We start from the raw sequence: 15,065 nt of genomic DNA, 5'->3' as shown, positions 1-15,065 counted from the left end.
AGCGTCACGAGGATTGGCGAATTCCGCGACTTCCGCGCGGAGAAAGAGATGCCTGCCTGGCGGGGAAGAGCCAGGGCTCAGGCGAGACCGACCACCGGGTCGCGGGATCAGTCAGGGGAGAAAGATGGGTCGTCCGCCGCTGTGCGGACGACCGGGGGAAGCACGGCCGCCATGGGAACAGGCAGGGCCGCGGGCCGCGGGCCGGAGAATGACCGAGCGACATCCCCGAAAAGGATGGAACCGCCGCCGTTCTGGGGAACGAGCCCGTTGCCCTGAGAGTGTTCGGCGGAGGCGGGTGGAGGCGCGACCGGCGTGGACGAGCTGGTGAGCCCGTCGACGTTGCGCCCGGCCATGGCCTGCGCGTCGCCCGCCGTGGGGAACCCGTCGGCGACCTGCACCGACCCGGCGACGACAGGTGAGGGGACGGTGCCGGTGGAGGCGTGTGCCTCACCGGCGAACCCGAAGACCACTCCGAGCACCCAGCCGACGGCGATCAGACCACCGACGACCAAAAGGCGACTCAGCCGGGAACCGGCCGCGAACCGCGCCATCCGAGCTTCCCGGCTCCCGGCCGGGACGGCCGCGCCCTCATGCCGGTCAACGACGGGCGCGAACGCCCCTCGCTGAACACTCGGCATGCGGAACACGCGACCTCCCAGGTGCCGTCGAGCCGCCCAGTGCGGATCAACCCCTCAACGGGGAGTAACTTTACAGGCACACCAAGTGATCGCAACCCGTTACTCAGGAGAAGTCCAGGAACCGATCAAGCACCCGCACCCCAAACTGGAGCGAATCGACCGGCACCCTCTCGTCCACGCCATGGAACATCCCAGAGAAGTCCAGGTCAGCGGGCAACTTCAGCGGAGCGAACCCGAATCCGCGAATTCCCAGCCGGGTGAACGCCTTGAGGTCGGTGCCGCCGGAGAGCATGTAGGGCACGGCCTTCGCACCCGGGTCCTCCAGTTCGAGCGCGTCGGCCATGGCCTTGACCAGCCGCCCGTCGAACGAGGTCTCGACGGCGATGTCGTGGTAGTCGAACTCGCGCGTGACGTTGGGCCCGAGGAGCTCGTCCACGGTTTGGAAGAACTCCTCCTCCTGGCCGGGCAGGAAGCGGCCGTCGACCCGGGCGGTCGCGGTCTGAGGGATGACGTTGGCCTTGTATCCCGACTCCAGCATCGTCGGGTTGGTCGTGTTTCGCAGCGTCGCGCCGACCATGCGCGCGAGCGGCCCGAGCTTGGCCACGGCCGCCTCGGCGCTCTCGGCCTCGATCTCGATGTCGAAGGCCTCCTTGAAGAACGACCTGACCGTGGGGGTGATCCGGATCGGCCACTCGTAACGCCCCAGCCGCGCGAGCGCCTCCGAGAGCTCGGTGATGGCGTTCTCCTGGTTGAGCATCGACCCGTGCCCGGCCCGCCCCGTGGCGGTCAGCTTCATCCAGGCGATGCCCTTCTCCGCGGCCTCGATGAGATAGAGCCGCTTGTCCTCGGCCAGGGTGACACTGAACCCGCCCACCTCACCGATGGCCTCGGTGGCCCCCTCGAAGAGGTGCGGATGGTTGTCGACGAGCCACTGCGCGCCATAGCTCCCGCCGGCCTCCTCGTCGGCGGTGAAGATGAGGACGACGTCCCGCTCGGGCCGGCGCCCCTCCCTGAGCCGCTTGCGGACGGTGGCGAGGATCATGGCGTCCATGTCCTTCATGTCCACCGCCCCCCGCCCCCAGACGCACCCGTCGGCGATCTCCCCCGACAGGGGATGATGCCGCCAGTCCTCGGCGCGGAACGGGACGACGTCGAGGTGGCCGTGGAGGATCAGACCTTCACGGTCGGGGTTGGTGCCCTCGATCCGGGCGATGACGTTCGCCCGCTTGTGATCGCTTTCCAGGATCGTGGCCTCGATCCCGACCTCGTCCAGCTTTGCCGCTACGTACTCCGCCGCCTCACGTTCCCCCGGCCCGCGGTTGTCGCCCGCGTTCGTGGAGTCGATGCGGATGAGTTCCTGGCACAGGGTGACGACGTCGTTCTCGCCGGTGACGGCGGTCATGGCGTTCCTCCAGAGCGTGGTTCGGCTTGCGCGTCCCATCCTGCCGGTTGGATCTCGGGATGAACCACGCGGCCGGGAGTGCTAACCTTTAACAGCCGACGCGGGGAAGACGTTCCGTGTGTGGGTCACCGGTCCGGGTGGCGGAATAGGCAGACGCGCTAGCTTGAGGTGCTAGTGCCCAGTGATGGGCATGGGGGTTCAAGTCCCCCCTCGGACACAAACCGTAACCCCATGGAGTCCTGGTCAGCCGAAGAGGCGACCAGGACTTCGTTTTGTCCCGAGTGGTAAGTCAAACGTCAGGCCGAGGTGGCCGTAGATCTTGGTCTTGTCTGCCAGTTCGGCGCGGCCGAGGACGTCCACCATCCCCCCGGGGTCCTTCAGAGCAGCAGCCAGGCCGTCGCGGTCCAGTGACCGGACTTGAGGCGCGCGGGCAGCCGTCGGAGTTGCTGTTCCAGGGCTGCCTTACTTCGTCGGCGTCGCCGCTAAAGCCGTCAATGGGCATGCGCCCGCCTAGGGCAATGGCCACGGAGAGGCGATGCAGGCGCATTCAGTACGAGGGAACGTGACAACCTCTGCCGCCAGGTTGACAGTTGGCGGAGGGAACGTCCTGACGATGAGGGCACCCTGGAATTCCGGCATCGCTTGGTACGGCGTGATGTCGCCCGCCGCCTCGACGCAACCGGCTCAAACAGTGGGGACCTGATCTATGGCTGCCAGAACGAGGGCCGCAGCAGTGGTGTGCCCCGTGATATTCCCCGCGTCAGGTGCGCGAGCGTCTGCCGGGAGCCGAGGTCGAACGACAGCGCGTGGCGAAAACCTCCGGCCGCTGGGCACAACTGCGTGATGTGATCGCGCGAGCCGGGCCCCGACCAGAAGTCCTCCACTCTGCGTGAGCTGCTTCCTTGCGCTGGGTCAGCTTGCCTGGCGGAGTGGCTGGAATTGGACGTTGAGCCGCACCTCGAGCGCCTCAGCGAGGCGTTCCAGCATGGGGATGGTGGGCATCGTGCCTCCCGCCTCGAAGCGGGCGACCGCGGGCTGCTTGAGGCCGGCCCGCTCAGCCAGTTCCGCCTGCGTGAGCCCCAGTTCCTCGCGGCGCTGTCTTACCGCCTCTCCCAACTCGAACCGAAGACGAGCGGCCTCATAAGCGGCACCGGCACCCGGACGGCTCATGATCTCGGCACGCTTGTCAGCCCACGCCCTGCGCTCCGCCATGGCCCTCACTCCTCATCTGCAGTGTGCGCCTCGGCGATGCACCGCTCCATGGCCCGCATCGCCCGCTCGATCTCACCGGCCTCGCGCATCCGCTGTTTCTTGAACACCGTGAGCAGGATGATCCTCCTGCCCGAGGCGATCCAGTAGGTGATCCGCACTGCCTCGCGAGAGAGATGGAAGCGAAGTTCCCGGAGCTTGCCGTGCAACTGCCTGGTGTACGGCTCGCCGAGCAGCACGCCCCGCTGTACCAGGAGGTCGACGTAGAAGACGGCCGTCTCCTGATCATCCTGGCTGAGCGAGTCGAACCACTTGTCGACCTCGGGCTCCAGTTCCACCTCTCCCCAAGTCATAACATGGACGTTATAAGCCTGGCAAGTGCGCCGTCCTGCGAATGGCGCATCAGCCCAGTTCACCTCGTCGTGAGCCGAATCCAGCGGTCTGGACGCAACTCAGACCCCCACCGTCACATATTCGATTTCGATGCGCAGTGAAGGCCGGGCCCACCGCCGAGCCTCCACTTACTGTTTCGACGGCCGACAGGTCAATCTCCCTGTGCCTTAGAACCCCGACCGACCAGGTCCGCTTGACGCGTTGACCAGCGTCTCGATACTCGGCCGTTCACGAACCGGGCCTTTCGACCCTGTCCACCGTGCTCCCTGACGCCCGATGGTGATGAGAGGGGGTCCTTCGTCACAGCGTCGGGGAGGCAGGTACGCCGATGTTCGTTGATCGTCATGATGCGGGTGTTCGGCTGGCGGAACGTCTGATCGGGCTGGCCGGAGAAAGGCCGGTCGTCCTCGGGTTGCCTCGGGGTGGTGTGCCCGTGGCCTTCGAGGTGGCGCAGGCCCTGGGTGCGCCGCTGGATGTGATCGTGGTCCGCAAGCTGGGGGTGCCGTTCCAGTCCGAGCTCGGGTTCGGCGCGATCGGTGAGGGCGGTGTGCGGGTGGTCAATCCGGAGGTCGTCCGGATGACGGGCGTGACTCAGGAGGAGATGGCGACCGTCGAGGAGCGTGAGCAGGCGGAGGTCCGGGATCGTGCGCGCCGCTTCCGGCCTGGTCGGGCGCCGCTCGACCTCGCCGGGCGGACGGTCGTCATCGTGGACGACGGGGTCGCCACTGGGGGCACGGCTCGTGCGGCCTGCCAGGTGGCTCGGGCGCGCGGCGCCGCGCGTGTGGTCCTGGCGGTCCCGGTCGGCACTCCGGACGTGCTGGCGAGGCTGCGTCGGGACGCCGATGAGGTGATCTGCGTGGAGACGCCGTCCGCGCTCTGGGCCATTGGCGTCTGCTACTCCGATTTCACGCAGACCACCGATGAGGAGGTGGCCGAGTTGCTGCGGCGGGCCGGCGGCGCGGTGAAATCCGATCAACTGGATGTGCTGGTGGACGTCGGCCCGGTTCGCCTGCCGGGGCAGCTCGTCGTCCCGGAGAACGCCGAGTGGGTGGTGGCGTTCGTGCACGGGAGCGGCAGCAGCCGGCACAGTCCGCGTAACCGGTACGTGGCCTCGGTGCTCAATCAGGCGGGGTTGGCCACCTTCCTGTTCGACCTGCTCACGGCCGACGAGGAGGATGACCGCGGCAAGGTGTTCGACATCGGGTTGCTGGCCGGGCGGCTGGGGCCGGTGACGGCCTGGCTGGCCGACGAGCCTGTGGTGGCGGGGTTGCCGATCGGCTACTTCGGGGCCAGCACCGGCGCCGCGGCCGCGTTGTGGGCGGCGGCGGAGCCGGGCAACCCGGTGGCCGCCGTCGTCTCCCGTGGCGGGCGGCCGGATCTGGCCGGGCCGCGTCTGCCGGAGGTGCGCGCGGCGACGCTGCTGATCGTGGGCGGGCGGGACGAACTGGTGCTCGATCTCAACCAGAGGGCGCAGCAGCGGTTGCGTTGCGAGAACCACCTGGAGATCGTCCCTGACGCCACTCACCTGTTCGAGGAGCCGGGAGCGCTGGAGATCGTCGCCGGTCTGGCGCGCGACTGGTTCACCGACCATCTCCCGGCCGGGTAGGAAACGACGGTGAGGGGGATGAACTGGTTGAAACGACACGCCCGATGACAACGCATCGAGCCGGTGAGAGCGACACCACATCTCGGGGGAGACAATGTCGCACACACGAGTACAGAGCATCGAGCACACCGTTCAAACCACCAACCGGTGGCTGGCCCACCTCTCCGAGGCGATCGGCACCGAAGATCGCGACTTCTCCCAGCGGGTGCTGAGGGCCTGGTTGCACGCGGTCAGAGACGGTCTGACGGTGCAGAACGGGGCCCATTTCGCCGCGCAACTGCCCGATCTGCTGCGCGGGGTGTACTACAACGGCTGGGACCCCAACCGGGTGCCGATCCGCCGCGGCCGGGAGGAGTTCGTCGAATACTTCGCCCGCTCCGGCCGCATCGCCCTCCACGACGTCCCGAAGCTCGCTCCCACGGTCACGGAGTTCCTCTGCGGTGAGCTCTCCGAACCGGCGGTCATGCATCTGCTTGAGCGGTTGCCCCACGACGTGCGTGCCGTGTTGTGGCCCACGGAGAGGAACGGGACGGGCTGACCGGCATGTCCGAGCCGGTCGTCGTGGGCGTCGACGGATCGCGGCAGGCGCTGGCCGCGGTGTTGTGGGCCGTCGACGACGCGGAGAGACACGGCCGCGACCTGCGGATCGTCCACGTCGTGCCGCCCGTCGTCCTCGGCGGGCGGCCATACGAGCGGGCGCTCGACGACGCGGCCCGCGAGGAAGGCGAGCGGATGCTGACCGAGGCGGCCGACCTGGCCGCCGAGTCCCGTGCCGACGTCCGGACGACCACCGAACTGCTCTACGGCGACGCCACGGAGATACTGCGCGCACAGGCCGTCGACGCGGCGGCCGTCGTGGTGGGAAGCCGCGGTCTGAACGGCTTCGCGGGGCTTCTGCTGGGCTCGGTGGCCATGGGCCTCGCGGGGCAGGTGGCGGTGCCCGTGGTGGTGGTGCACGGCGCGCCCGCCGTCATGCGGCGGGAGATCGTGGCCGGGCTCGATCCCGAGGACGACGTGCACCCTGCCCTCGACTACGCCTTCGAGGAGGCGCGGGCACGCGGTTCCCGGCTACGGGTCGTGTACGCCTGGGACATGCCGTCCGGCCGGCTGGACCCCGAGATCATCGCCCAGGCGCTGCGGGAACGTGCTCGCGGCGTGCTGGCGCCCTGGACGGAGCGGTACCCCATGGTCGAGCCGGCCGTGTCGGTGGTGCGCGGGAATGCCGTCGCGGCGCTGTGCCAGGCGTCCGTGCGCGCCGACCTGGTCGTCGTGGGTTCGCGGGGCAGGGGGACGATCCGCTCGGCCGTGCTGGGGTCGGTCAGCCACGGTGTCCTGCACCACGCGTCGTGCCCCGTGGCGGTGGTGCGCGCCGCCGGCCTCACTCCTGCGGCAGGAGAGTGCCGAGAGGGCCGAGATCGAGGTTGAGCTCCGACGGAGACAACCCGAACCGTTCGCACACCTCGGTCATCGCCTCTTCCAGCCGCATCAAGGTCAGGCCCAGCACCTCGATCTGCTCATCGGTCAGATCGGTCTGCTCCATCCGCCGTATGGCCTGACGTTCCACCAGTTGCCGGACCAGTTCCACCAACGTCAGCACGAGCCGGGACAGGTCCCGCTCCATGGCCTCCGAGTCGGTCTGGATCCGCATCCGGGTCGTCCGGACAGGTTCGCTCATGCCTCCCCCAGGTTCTCGCGCACGGACATGATCAGAACCCGCAGCGAGATGCGCACCAGGTCGATGTCGGCGATGGACAACACCAGGTCGCCGCTGACCACCACGCCCCCGGCCAGCAACCGGTCGAGGAGGTCGACCAGGGCCACCCGCTCGGCCGGAAGCCGCCCCTGCTCGGCCAGGGCGGCGCCGCGAGGGTTGTCAACCGTCACCCCGCACCTCCAGGTCGGTGAAGGAGTAGGGCGCCCAGGGGCCGGTGAGCTCCACTTCCACGCCCCGGCCGCGCAGGCCGTCGACGGTCTTGAGGAACTCCTCGTCGCGCGAGCTCTCGACGAGGTAGGCCCCGTTGAGGAGCATCGCCTCCCTGCGTCCGGACAGTTCGGGGTCCTGGGCACGGTGGCGGTGGCTGGCGACGGCGACCGCCGACAGGGTGTCGTGCAGGTGTTCCGCCTGCGCGGCGGCCTGTCTCCACGCCTCCTCGCGGCTGCGCAGGCCCGCCTGGCGCTTCTTCAGATAGGCCGTTCCCGGGCCGCCCCGCGAAGGCGCGGCCGCGGCGGGGGCGGGGGCGCTCAGGTCGGCGTACGCCTTCACGCCCCACTCCCGGCGGCCGGCGACGGTCGAGAGGACGTGCACGAAATCGTCGTGGCGTTCCCGGAGGAGGTCTCTCACCTGCTCGTCGCCTCGGTAGACGGTCACCAGGCGGACGGGGGCGACGGGTGACCGGTCGGCGACCTCCTCCACCACGTGGTGGTGGGCTCCGGCCGTCTCGCCCAGCCAGTCGAGGTCTTCCATCGACCGTCTCAGCGGTTCGGCGCCGAACTGGTCGAGCGGGACGGTGCTCACGTAGGCGACCAGGCCTTCGCACGGGATGGTGCGCACCGTCGTCCCGGCGACGCCGTGCAGGCCCGCCACGCCGGAGGACGGGGTCTCCTCCGTCACCGCGTACAGGTAGGTGCCGGTGTCAGTCATGGTGGTCTCCCGATTCGAGTGACCGGTTCTCCTCCAGGGCGTCGAGGCGGGCGCGGAGCCGGCGGTTCTCGTCCTGGAGGGCCTTGCTGTCGCCGGTCAGCCACGGGTCGTGTTCCCACCAGTCGATGCCCATCTCCTTGGCCGTGTCGACCGAGGCGATCACCAGGCGGAGTTTGATCGTGAGCAGTTCGATGTCGAGCAGGTTCACGCGGATGTCGCCCGCGATGACGACACCCCGGTCGAGGACCCGCTCCAGGATGTCGCCGAGGTTGGCGGGTTCTCTGCGCGCGGCGGGCTGGGAGCCGGGACGTACGGCCGGCGCGTATCGGGACCCGTCGGTCATCTCATCAGCCTCCCGTGCCTCGCCGGTACCTGGCCTTTCTCCGGTACGACAGCAGGTTGCCCTCCTTGTCGAGGTCTGCCTCGTAGAGCGCCAGGATGTCGCCGGAGGAGGGGATGCGGCGGTCTTCGACGACCTCGACGACCACCAGCCAGCCCGACTCGGCCGGTTCGACGAGGGTGACGCCCTCCGCCTCCTTCGAGGTGAGGCCGGAGATGAGCTTCACTCCGGCCTCTCCCGCGGTCACGGCCGTCAGGGTGCCCATCGGTCACTCTCCCTCCGGCGGCATCATGCGCCGCAGGACCGCGTTCATCGCCTCGGACGCCTCCTCGTCGGTGAGCTCGCCCGCGGCCTGGGCCGCCTCGATCTGCTCCAGTTCCCGTCTGGCCACGGTCGGGTCGCGCATCGTGCGCTCAGCCTCGTCGCGCAGCAGTTCGCCGAGCCGGATCACCCCTTTGACCGGGGCCAGCGGCAGTTCGAGGATCGCGGTGAACAGGCCCATCACTCGCCGTCCTGATCCTGCGAGACGATGAAGTCGTACGGCGCCATCGGGCCGAACAGGCTCAGCGTGACCTGGTTGGCCCACTTGCGCCCGAGGTCCTCGACGGCGTGCTCCAGGTCGTCCTGCCGGGTGTTCTCGACGAGGACGGCGAGGTGGACGGCGTCGAGTTCGTGCGACGGCTGGCGGACGGTCCGCATGACGGTGACGGGTTCGACCTGGTCCCACATGGCGGCCGTGTCGGCGTCGCGTTTGGCCTCGATCGACTGGTTGATGATCTCGCCGAGGCGGATGCGGTGGTCGCGGGCGGCGTCCTCGGGCAGCGCGCTGATCTCCTCGCGGAGCCGGGCCGCCTCGGGGTTCTCGGCCAGGATCTCGCCGAGCACCGTGTCCTCGTCGAACCGCCCCTTGATCACGTACTGGGAGCGGCCCTCCAGCTCGGTGAGGGCGGCGGCGAACTCGTCGTGATAGGGGGCCAGGAACTCCTCGACGACGGCCTCGCGGCTGGCCACCACGGCGCCGAAGCGGATCGGCAGCACGGGCACCTCTGCGGCGGTGGCGTTGAGGAGTTGCTCGTGGGCGTACAGATCCTTGGGTGTGCCGAGCGGACGGCCCGGACTGACGTCGCTCACCAGAGCGGCGATCTTGCCGTGGCGGATCGACGTGATCTTCGCGGGCGGGTCGCCCACTCCGGTGGCCTCCGCGTCGACCTCGATGTCCTGCGGGACGACGCCGTAGATGTAGGTCGCCGACTGGTCCATGTCAGCCCTCCTGCCTGCGCTGGCGGGGAACCGCATCGGAGAAGTCGCTCAGCTTGTCGCCGGCGGCCTCCAGCGGGCTGCGTTCCTTGTTCTGCTCCAGTTGTTCGAGCTGTTCGGGCTGTTCGGGCTGAGGGGCCTGCTGGCCGCCTCCGCCGCTCGTGGCCGTCTGGACGACCTCGGGAAGCCCGGGTTTCCTGGACTTGGTGAGGTCGAGCCGGTTCGTCGCCTCGGCGAAACGCAGGTAGGTGTCCACGCTCGCCACGACGATCCGGGCGTCGATGCTCAGGATCTCGATGCCGATCAGCGAGACGCTGACGTAGGCGTCGATGACGAGCCCCTTGTCGAGGATCGTGTCGATGACGTCGGCCAGGCCGCTGCCGGAGGAGCCCCTCTGTACGCCGCCTCCCGGCCGGCTTCCCACAGGCTGCACCGTCATGAGTTACCTCTCCCTGCTGGTCGTTTCTCCCTGGGGTCGGGTGAGGCGCCGTACCGGCCGGGCGACGTTCGCGTTCGGCCCTTCCCGGACGACGATCGGCGTCTCGCCGGCGGAGGGCGAGGCGCGTTGGACGAGGGCCAGGAGAAGGCCGCCCAGTTCCCGGATCAGCCGCGCGAGCGGCCGTTCCCCTCCGGGGACCGGTTCCTTCGGCGTGGCCATCGCTCATCCCTTCCCGAACAGGCCCACCATCCCCACAAGTCGGACAAACAACCACATATCAGCACAGGAGGAACAAGCTTGAGGGGTTCGTGACTCGGGTGCTACATCTGCCGGAGCAGCCGCATGGCGTTTTCCTCGATGCGGGCGAGGTCGCCGAGAACGGCGCCCGCCTCGTCGAGACGCCCCTGCTCGATCAGCGCGGCCACCTCGGTCCACCGGGCGGCGGCTTCGGCGTACAGCTCGTGGGCGGCGCGGATCTCCGGGTGGTCGACCGTCTCCAGGCACTCGGCGAGGAAGTCCCGATAGAGGTTGCGGAACAGCGCGCCGCCGGTTCCGCCCTTCTCCATGAGGAGGGCCGCCTGCCGCCGGTCTTCGGCCGGCAACCGCCATTTCGGCACCAGTTTCGCGGCCTTCCCGATGCCGCGATGGCCGAGGTTGGCGATGGGCGCGGAAAGGAAGGCCACGGCGCAGTCTCTGATGGCCGGCCCGATCGCGTCCTGCCAGCGGACCGGGGTCTCCGGCAGGGCGATCGTGAACGACCGGTTCCTGGCGGTCATCGGGCCGCGTTCGGCCCGTGCCAGGGCCAGGCTCTCGCGGCTGGTGCGGACCCGCCCGCCCTGCTGATCGGTGTCGACGAGGTGGACGTCGTGCTCGTCGTAGCCGCACACGGCGACGACATGGCCGCCGAAGTGGACCTTCGACCGGAAGTACTCCAGGTGGTAGCAGTCGAGCTGCAGGCCGACCGGGCGTCCGGCGTCGAGGGGGGTCGCCACGTTCTGCCACGCCCTACGCGGCGAGGTGGTCTCCTCGACCCGCAGCGTGAGGCCCAGCCGGGTGGTCAGGTTCCTGGTGAGCTCGAACGGCTTGACCCGGCCGCCCAGAAAGGGGAACGGCATCGCCCTGGCGTCCCAATAGACGAACGACAGGCCGGCGCCGAGCCCGAACAACATCGGTTCGGACAGGTGGAGCCCTTCGTGGCGCAGCAGCACGCCCAGGGTCGTGGTCTCGCAGTGGTGCACAGGACAAGCCTGGGCCCTCTCACCGTGTGAGAGTCGAGCGCACGCCCGTCCGGTAGGCCCCCGGCGACACCCCGTAGGCGGCCCGGAACGTGCGGTTGAAGTGGGCGTCGTTCTGGAATCCCCATCGGGCCCCGATCGACCGGACCGCGAGGGTGTCGCAGCGCGGGTCGGTCAGGTCGCGGCGGACGCGGGCCAGGCGGCGGTCGCGGATCCAGCTCGCCGCGGTGAGGCCCTGGCGTTCGAAGAGGCGCTGGAGGTTGCGCAGGGACATGTGGTGGGCCTGGGCGACCGACGCGGGAGACAGGCCGGTGTCGGGGAGGTGGTCTTCGATGAAGGCCTGGATCCTGATGAGCGGGACGTCTGCGGGCTTGGCGACGCCGGCGTGGTCGGCCAGCAGTCCGGTGATCAGTTCCAGGACGGTCGTGGTCGGCGGGGCCGGGGCGGGCCGGGAGCCGACGAGCCGCATGAGCAGGCCGGCCAGCAGTCCGTTGACGCCGGTGCGGCCGGGGATCGGCCGGCACAGCAGGCGTTCGACCGTGCCCGCCGGGAGGGGGATGGCCCGGTGCGGGAACTGGACGACGATGCCGTGGGGCGGCTGGCTCGGGGTGGCCGCCGACCAGGCGTGGAAGGGGCGCGAGGTGTCGTACAGGGTGAAGTCGCCGGCATTCAGCGAGCACTGGCGGCCCTGCTGCTCCAGGCCCGATCTGCCGGTCACGGTGTAGTTGAGCTGGTAGAACCCGGGGTCCGACTGGCGGATGCGCCGGGTGGTCCGGCGGGCCTCGAACGACGCCGAGCGGACCCGGGAGATCTGGATCAGCCCGAGGTCCACGGCGGTCATCTCGGCCCAGAAGTCGGCCGCGTGCGCGCTGGCGGCGTCCACCGACACCACCGACCGGGCGACGGCCTCCCACCAGAAGTCGAACCGCTCGCCGGCCGGTAAGTGGTCCAGCCGGATGAGGGTGGTCTGCATCATTCCTCCGCTGAAGGTTTCACGAGCGGGACACCATCCGCCGAGGTCGCCGCCCGTTCCGGAGCGCACGCCTGGGAGACGGCCCGAGCCGGTGCGATATTCCGGGTGCCGGCCCCCACTCCCCCCGAAGGATCGACATGCGCAGACTGCTCGCCGCGGCCGCCCTCGTCAGCGGCGTGTTCCTCACCGTCTCGGTCACGGCCGCGCCCGCCCAGGCCGACAGCATCCGGTACGCCTACTACCTCCAGTCCGACTGCTACAACGGCGGCAACCTGGGCATCCAGTGGGGCTGGTGGACCAGCTACCGGTGCGTCTACCAGACCATGGGCGGCAACCAGTGGTTCTGGTTCCTGTACGCCTGACCTACGGTCGCTCGGTCGCGCGGCAGGGATCGGTGCCGGGGGCGGCGTTGAAGATCGCTTCGGCGGCCCGGTCGGCGAAGTCGCGAAAGGCCTCCCGCTGATCTTCCGGGAGGCCGCCGAGCACGTGCCTCTCGGCGTCGGCCATGCGTCGCTCGCCCTCGGCCTGGACCTTGCGGCCCTGCTCGGTGGCGACGATCCGGCACGCACGCCGGTCGCGTGGGTCCTGCTGACGCTCGATCAGCCCGGCCTTCTCAAGGTCGTCGATCACATAGGTCAGGACGGTCCGGTCGACGGCCAGCCTGGTCGCGAGCGCGCCCTGGGTGCGGACTTCTTCGTGCACCACCACTGAGAGTAAATGGAACCCGCGGCTGCCGTGGGGGAGGTCTTTGAAGGCCTCCTCGGCGAACTCCTGCCAGCGCCGCAGGACCATCGCCATGGACCAGCCGAAGTTGGATGCGAGCCGGGAAGCCATGCATTCCACCCTAACCCGGTGGTTGCTGTTAGCGTGGGGGCCGATCACGCCGTGCTCCCGGAGGCGTTTCTCCAATGGCTGGGTTGTTAACGGCGCGGCGCGTCCGCCGGCCGTCGATCTTTCACCATCCCGCTCGGGTGGTCGTCGGCGGGTTCGGGTTCGCCATCCTGGTGGGCACCCTCCTGCTGTCGCTGCCCGTCGCGACGACGTCCGGGACCTCACCCGGGCTGATGCCGGCCCTGTTCACCGCCACCTCGGCGGCGTGCGTGACCGGCCTGGTCATGGTCGACACCGCGGCCCACTGGTCGGTGTTCGGCGAGATCGTGATCGCGGCGCTCATCAAGATGGGCGGCCTCGGGATCATGACCCTGGCCACCCTGTTCACGGTCCTGCTCGCGCGGCGGCTGAAGCTGCGCACCCAGATGATCGCGCAGGTGGAGACCCGCGCGATGAACATGAGCGACGTGCGGCGGGTGGTCCGCAACGTCGTGTTGTTCAGCCTCTTCTGCGAGACGGTCGCGGGCACGATCCTGAGTGTCCGGTTCGTCGTCGCCTACGACGAACCCGTGCTGCGCGGCGCCTATCTGGGCTTCTTCCATGCGATCTCGGCGTTCAACAACGCCGGTTTCGCCCTGTGGCCCGACGGCCTGATCAGGTTCGCCGCCGATCCGTGGATCTGCCTGACCATCGCCGTCGCGGTCATCGTCGGCGGCCTCGGGTTCCCCGTCATCTTCGAGCTGGTGCGGGTCTGGCGCCACCCCGGCCGCTGGTCGGTGCTGACCCGGATCACCCTGTTCGTGACGACCGTCCTGCTGGCCGGCGGCACGCTCGTCTTCCTGTCGGCCGAGTGGCACAACCCGAAGACGCTGGGCGCGCTCGACGACCCGGGGAAGCTGCTGGCCGCGTTCTTCACCGCCGTGATGCCCCGGTCGGGCGGGTTCAACAGCATCGACATCGCCTCGATGGAGCCGTCGAGCTGGCTGGCCACCGAACTGCTGATGTTCATCGGCGGCGGCAGCGCCGGCACGGCCGGCGGGATCAAGGTGACCACCTTCGGGCTCGTCGTCCTGATCGTGTGGGCCGAGATGCGCGGCGAGAACCACGTCAACGTCGGCCATCGGCGGTTGTCGTCGTCGGTGCAGCGGCAGGCGATCGTCATCACGGCGATGAGCGCGGCGCTGGTGGCCGTGTCGACGTACGTGCTGCTGGTGATCAGCCCCCATCCGCTGGGAGAGGTGCTGTTCGAGGTCGTGTCGGCCACCGGCGTGGTGGGCCTGTCGACCGGCATCACGGCTGATCTGCCGCAGGCGGGGCAGGTGCTGCTGCTGGTCCTGATGTTCATCGGGCGCATCGGCCCCCTCACTCTTGGCTCGGCGCTGGCGTTGAAGGAACGCACCCGCCGTTACGAACTCCCCGAGGAGCGTGTGATCGTTGGCTGACAAGAGCGACGCGGTCGTGGTCATCGGACTGGGCCGGTTCGGGAGCTCGCTGGCTCTCGAACTCACCCGCCGGGGCACCGAGGTGCTGGCCATCGACAACAACCCCAAGACCGTGCAACACCTGGCCGGGAGCATCACCCACGTGGCGACCGCCGACGCGACCGACCTGGAGGCGCTGCGGCAGCTCGGCGTGCCCGACTTCTACCGGGCCGTGGTCGCGATCGGGACCGGCCTGGAGGCGAGCATCCTGACCGCCGCCCTGCTGGTCGAGATGGAGATCGACGACATCTGGGCCAAGGCCGTCACCAAGCAGCACGGCCAGATCCTGCGCCGCATCGGCGTCCACCACGTGGTGTTCCCCGACAACGACATGGGCGAGCGGGTGGCGCGGCTGGTGAGCGGCCGGATGCTCGACTACATGCAGGTCGACGACGACTTCGCGCTCTGCAAGACGCGCCCGCCGCGCGAATACGTGGGGCGGCCCCTCGGAGAGTCGAACCTGCGCCGCAAATACGGGGTCACGGTGGTGGCCGTGAAGAGTCCGAACGAGGATTTCACGTACGCGACCGCCGACACCGAGCTCTCCTACGGCGACGTGATCCTGATCTCCGGGCGCACCGACGATGTGGAGCGGTTCGCCGAACTCCCGTGAGTATCAG

The 15,065-nt window shown here is 69.2% G+C and carries 22 protein-coding genes and 1 tRNA gene; 7 read left to right on the top strand and 16 right to left on the bottom strand.

Annotation, left to right across the window (positions count from 1 at the left end; all coding sequences use genetic code 11):
* Positions 1-107: 107 nt before the first annotated feature.
* Positions 108-551 (bottom strand): hypothetical protein, encoded by a 444-nt coding sequence (locus AW273_RS32050; protein WP_232327698.1) that lies wholly within the window; start codon positions 549-551, stop codon positions 108-110.
* 190 nt (positions 552-741) lie between these two features.
* A complete protein-coding gene (locus AW273_RS32045; RefSeq protein ID WP_062356541.1) occupies positions 742-2,040 on the bottom strand; it encodes a M20/M25/M40 family metallo-hydrolase in 1,299 nt (432 codons plus the stop codon).
* 131 nt (positions 2,041-2,171) lie between these two features.
* On the opposite strand from AW273_RS32045, the gene AW273_RS32040 reads away from it, so the two are divergent.
* Positions 2,172-2,257, top strand: a tRNA-Leu gene (locus AW273_RS32040).
* A 695-nt stretch (positions 2,258-2,952) separates the two neighbouring features.
* On the opposite strand, the gene AW273_RS32035 is transcribed toward AW273_RS32040, so the two are convergent.
* On the bottom strand, positions 2,953-3,252 hold the full coding sequence (locus AW273_RS32035; protein WP_062356599.1) for a helix-turn-helix domain-containing protein: 300 nt from the start codon (positions 3,250-3,252) through the stop codon (positions 2,953-2,955).
* 5 nt (positions 3,253-3,257) lie between these two features.
* Positions 3,258-3,602, bottom strand: coding sequence for a type II toxin-antitoxin system RelE/ParE family toxin (locus tag AW273_RS32030; RefSeq protein ID WP_062356538.1), 345 nt, complete (start codon positions 3,600-3,602; stop codon positions 3,258-3,260).
* A gap of 368 nt (positions 3,603-3,970) precedes the next feature.
* Between AW273_RS32030 and AW273_RS32025 the strand changes: the two genes are divergently transcribed.
* The 3 genes from AW273_RS32025 (at position 3,971) to AW273_RS32015 (ending at position 6,673) form a co-directional block, all read left to right on the top strand.
* Positions 3,971-5,248, top strand: coding sequence for a phosphoribosyltransferase (locus AW273_RS32025; RefSeq protein ID WP_062356535.1), 1,278 nt, complete (start codon positions 3,971-3,973; stop codon positions 5,246-5,248).
* Positions 5,249-5,342: 94 nt separating this feature from the next.
* Positions 5,343-5,786 (top strand): DUF2267 domain-containing protein, encoded by a 444-nt coding sequence (locus tag AW273_RS32020; RefSeq protein ID WP_062356532.1) that lies wholly within the window; start codon positions 5,343-5,345, stop codon positions 5,784-5,786.
* 5 nt (positions 5,787-5,791) lie between these two features.
* Positions 5,792-6,673 (top strand): universal stress protein, encoded by an 882-nt coding sequence (locus AW273_RS32015; protein ID WP_063910184.1) that lies wholly within the window; start codon positions 5,792-5,794, stop codon positions 6,671-6,673.
* Here the strand turns inward: AW273_RS32015 and AW273_RS32010 are convergent.
* The 11 genes from AW273_RS32010 to AW273_RS31960 all read right to left on the bottom strand — a co-directional run bounded on the left by AW273_RS32010 (position 6,627) and on the right by AW273_RS31960 (position 12,133).
* The gene (locus AW273_RS32010; protein ID WP_062356526.1) at positions 6,627-6,923 is read right to left on the bottom strand and encodes a gas vesicle protein K; all 297 of its coding nucleotides are present in this window, start codon (positions 6,921-6,923) and stop codon (positions 6,627-6,629) included. The two genes, AW273_RS32015 and AW273_RS32010, sit on opposite strands and share 47 nt — an antisense overlap.
* Positions 6,920-7,132 (bottom strand): gas vesicle protein, encoded by a 213-nt coding sequence (locus tag AW273_RS32005; protein ID WP_062356523.1) that lies wholly within the window; start codon positions 7,130-7,132, stop codon positions 6,920-6,922. Before AW273_RS32005 ends, AW273_RS32010 begins: the two co-directional genes overlap by 4 nt.
* Positions 7,122-7,889, bottom strand: coding sequence for a GvpL/GvpF family gas vesicle protein (locus AW273_RS32000; RefSeq protein ID WP_062356521.1), 768 nt, complete (start codon positions 7,887-7,889; stop codon positions 7,122-7,124). The genes AW273_RS32005 and AW273_RS32000 overlap by 11 nt, the downstream gene beginning before the upstream one ends.
* On the bottom strand, positions 7,882-8,232 hold the full coding sequence (locus tag AW273_RS31995) for a gas vesicle protein (RefSeq protein ID WP_062356519.1): 351 nt from the start codon (positions 8,230-8,232) through the stop codon (positions 7,882-7,884). Before AW273_RS31995 ends, AW273_RS32000 begins: the two co-directional genes overlap by 8 nt.
* 4 nt (positions 8,233-8,236) lie before the next feature.
* Positions 8,237-8,494 (bottom strand): gas vesicle protein GvpO, encoded by a 258-nt coding sequence (gvpO, locus tag AW273_RS31990; protein WP_030452768.1) that lies wholly within the window; start codon positions 8,492-8,494, stop codon positions 8,237-8,239.
* Between the two features lie 3 nt (positions 8,495-8,497).
* Positions 8,498-8,731 carry a gas vesicle protein GvpG gene (locus AW273_RS31985; protein ID WP_062356516.1) on the bottom strand — a complete coding sequence of 78 codons (234 nt, stop codon included), beginning with the start codon at positions 8,729-8,731 and terminating at the stop codon, positions 8,498-8,500.
* On the bottom strand, positions 8,731-9,489 hold the full coding sequence (locus tag AW273_RS31980; RefSeq protein ID WP_232327697.1) for a GvpL/GvpF family gas vesicle protein: 759 nt from the start codon (positions 9,487-9,489) through the stop codon (positions 8,731-8,733). The genes AW273_RS31985 and AW273_RS31980 overlap by 1 nt, the downstream gene beginning before the upstream one ends.
* Before the next feature lies 1 nt (position 9,490).
* Positions 9,491-9,925: a gas vesicle protein GvpJ gene (gene gvpJ, locus AW273_RS39515; protein ID WP_062356512.1), complete on the bottom strand. Its 435-nt coding sequence runs from the start codon at positions 9,923-9,925 to the stop codon at positions 9,491-9,493.
* A 3-nt stretch (positions 9,926-9,928) separates the two neighbouring features.
* The gene (locus tag AW273_RS31970; RefSeq protein ID WP_062356510.1) at positions 9,929-10,144 is read right to left on the bottom strand and encodes a hypothetical protein; all 216 of its coding nucleotides are present in this window, start codon (positions 10,142-10,144) and stop codon (positions 9,929-9,931) included.
* 101 nt (positions 10,145-10,245) lie between these two features.
* Entirely contained in the window at positions 10,246-11,163 is a 918-nt protein-coding gene (locus tag AW273_RS31965) for a BtrH N-terminal domain-containing protein (protein ID WP_062356507.1), read from the bottom strand.
* 19 nt (positions 11,164-11,182) lie between these two features.
* A complete protein-coding gene (locus tag AW273_RS31960) occupies positions 11,183-12,133 on the bottom strand; it encodes an AraC-like ligand-binding domain-containing protein (protein WP_063910183.1) in 951 nt (316 codons plus the stop codon).
* 137 nt (positions 12,134-12,270) lie between these two features.
* Here AW273_RS31960 and AW273_RS31955 point away from each other — a divergent pair, with 137 nt between their 5' ends.
* Positions 12,271-12,495 carry a hypothetical protein gene (locus tag AW273_RS31955; protein WP_062356502.1) on the top strand — a complete coding sequence of 75 codons (225 nt, stop codon included), beginning with the start codon at positions 12,271-12,273 and terminating at the stop codon, positions 12,493-12,495.
* 1 nt (position 12,496) lies between these two features.
* Here AW273_RS31955 and AW273_RS31950 read toward each other — a convergent pair whose 3' ends face one another.
* On the bottom strand, positions 12,497-12,967 hold the full coding sequence (locus AW273_RS31950; RefSeq protein ID WP_062356499.1) for a MarR family winged helix-turn-helix transcriptional regulator: 471 nt from the start codon (positions 12,965-12,967) through the stop codon (positions 12,497-12,499).
* Between the two features lie 74 nt (positions 12,968-13,041).
* On the opposite strand from AW273_RS31950, the gene AW273_RS31945 reads away from it, so the two are divergent.
* Complete coding sequence (locus AW273_RS31945; RefSeq protein WP_062356496.1) at positions 13,042-14,406, top strand: TrkH family potassium uptake protein; 1,365 nt, start codon at positions 13,042-13,044, stop codon at positions 14,404-14,406.
* Positions 14,399-15,058 carry a potassium channel family protein gene (locus AW273_RS31940; protein ID WP_198168465.1) on the top strand — a complete coding sequence of 220 codons (660 nt, stop codon included), beginning with the start codon at positions 14,399-14,401 and terminating at the stop codon, positions 15,056-15,058. Before AW273_RS31945 ends, AW273_RS31940 begins: the two co-directional genes overlap by 8 nt.
* Positions 15,059-15,065: the final 7 nt, after the last annotated feature.

The organism is Herbidospora yilanensis, from assembly GCF_001570565.1.
GTDB lineage: Bacteria > Actinomycetota > Actinomycetes > Streptosporangiales > Streptosporangiaceae > Herbidospora > Herbidospora yilanensis.
Note: the sequence above shows the minus strand (reverse complement) of the source record. Positions and strands in the feature narration are given on the sequence as shown.

Excerpts from the sequence above, each read along its gene's own strand:
- AW273_RS32025 (WP_062356535.1), top strand. The coding sequence starts at position 3,971 with ATGTTCGTTGATCGTCATGATGCGGGTGTTCGGCTGGCGGAACGTCTG.
- AW273_RS31945 (WP_062356496.1), top strand. The coding sequence starts at position 13,042 with ATGGCTGGGTTGTTAACGGCGCGGCGCGTCCGCCGGCCGTCGATCTTT.
- gvpJ (WP_062356512.1), bottom strand. The coding sequence starts at position 9,925 with ATGACGGTGCAGCCTGTGGGAAGCCGGCCGGGAGGCGGCGTACAGAGG.
- AW273_RS32030 (WP_062356538.1), bottom strand. The coding sequence starts at position 3,602 with ATGACTTGGGGAGAGGTGGAACTGGAGCCCGAGGTCGACAAGTGGTTC.
- gvpO (WP_030452768.1), bottom strand. The coding sequence starts at position 8,494 with ATGGGCACCCTGACGGCCGTGACCGCGGGAGAGGCCGGAGTGAAGCTC.
- AW273_RS31960 (WP_063910183.1), bottom strand. The coding sequence starts at position 12,133 with ATGCAGACCACCCTCATCCGGCTGGACCACTTACCGGCCGGCGAGCGG.
- AW273_RS32035 (WP_062356599.1), bottom strand. The coding sequence starts at position 3,252 with ATGGCGGAGCGCAGGGCGTGGGCTGACAAGCGTGCCGAGATCATGAGC.
- AW273_RS32020 (WP_062356532.1), top strand. The coding sequence starts at position 5,343 with ATGTCGCACACACGAGTACAGAGCATCGAGCACACCGTTCAAACCACC.
- AW273_RS32010 (WP_062356526.1), bottom strand. The coding sequence starts at position 6,923 with ATGAGCGAACCTGTCCGGACGACCCGGATGCGGATCCAGACCGACTCG.
- AW273_RS31970 (WP_062356510.1), bottom strand. The coding sequence starts at position 10,144 with ATGGCCACGCCGAAGGAACCGGTCCCCGGAGGGGAACGGCCGCTCGCG.
- AW273_RS31985 (WP_062356516.1), bottom strand. The coding sequence starts at position 8,731 with ATGGGCCTGTTCACCGCGATCCTCGAACTGCCGCTGGCCCCGGTCAAA.
- AW273_RS32015 (WP_063910184.1), top strand. The coding sequence starts at position 5,792 with ATGTCCGAGCCGGTCGTCGTGGGCGTCGACGGATCGCGGCAGGCGCTG.
- AW273_RS32000 (WP_062356521.1), bottom strand. The coding sequence starts at position 7,889 with ATGACTGACACCGGCACCTACCTGTACGCGGTGACGGAGGAGACCCCG.
- AW273_RS32045 (WP_062356541.1), bottom strand. The coding sequence starts at position 2,040 with ATGACCGCCGTCACCGGCGAGAACGACGTCGTCACCCTGTGCCAGGAA.
- AW273_RS31955 (WP_062356502.1), top strand. The coding sequence starts at position 12,271 with ATGCGCAGACTGCTCGCCGCGGCCGCCCTCGTCAGCGGCGTGTTCCTC.
- AW273_RS31980 (WP_232327697.1), bottom strand. The coding sequence starts at position 9,489 with ATGGACCAGTCGGCGACCTACATCTACGGCGTCGTCCCGCAGGACATC.
- AW273_RS32050 (WP_232327698.1), bottom strand. The coding sequence starts at position 551 with ATGGCGCGGTTCGCGGCCGGTTCCCGGCTGAGTCGCCTTTTGGTCGTC.
- AW273_RS31995 (WP_062356519.1), bottom strand. The coding sequence starts at position 8,232 with ATGACCGACGGGTCCCGATACGCGCCGGCCGTACGTCCCGGCTCCCAG.
- AW273_RS31950 (WP_062356499.1), bottom strand. The coding sequence starts at position 12,967 with ATGGCTTCCCGGCTCGCATCCAACTTCGGCTGGTCCATGGCGATGGTC.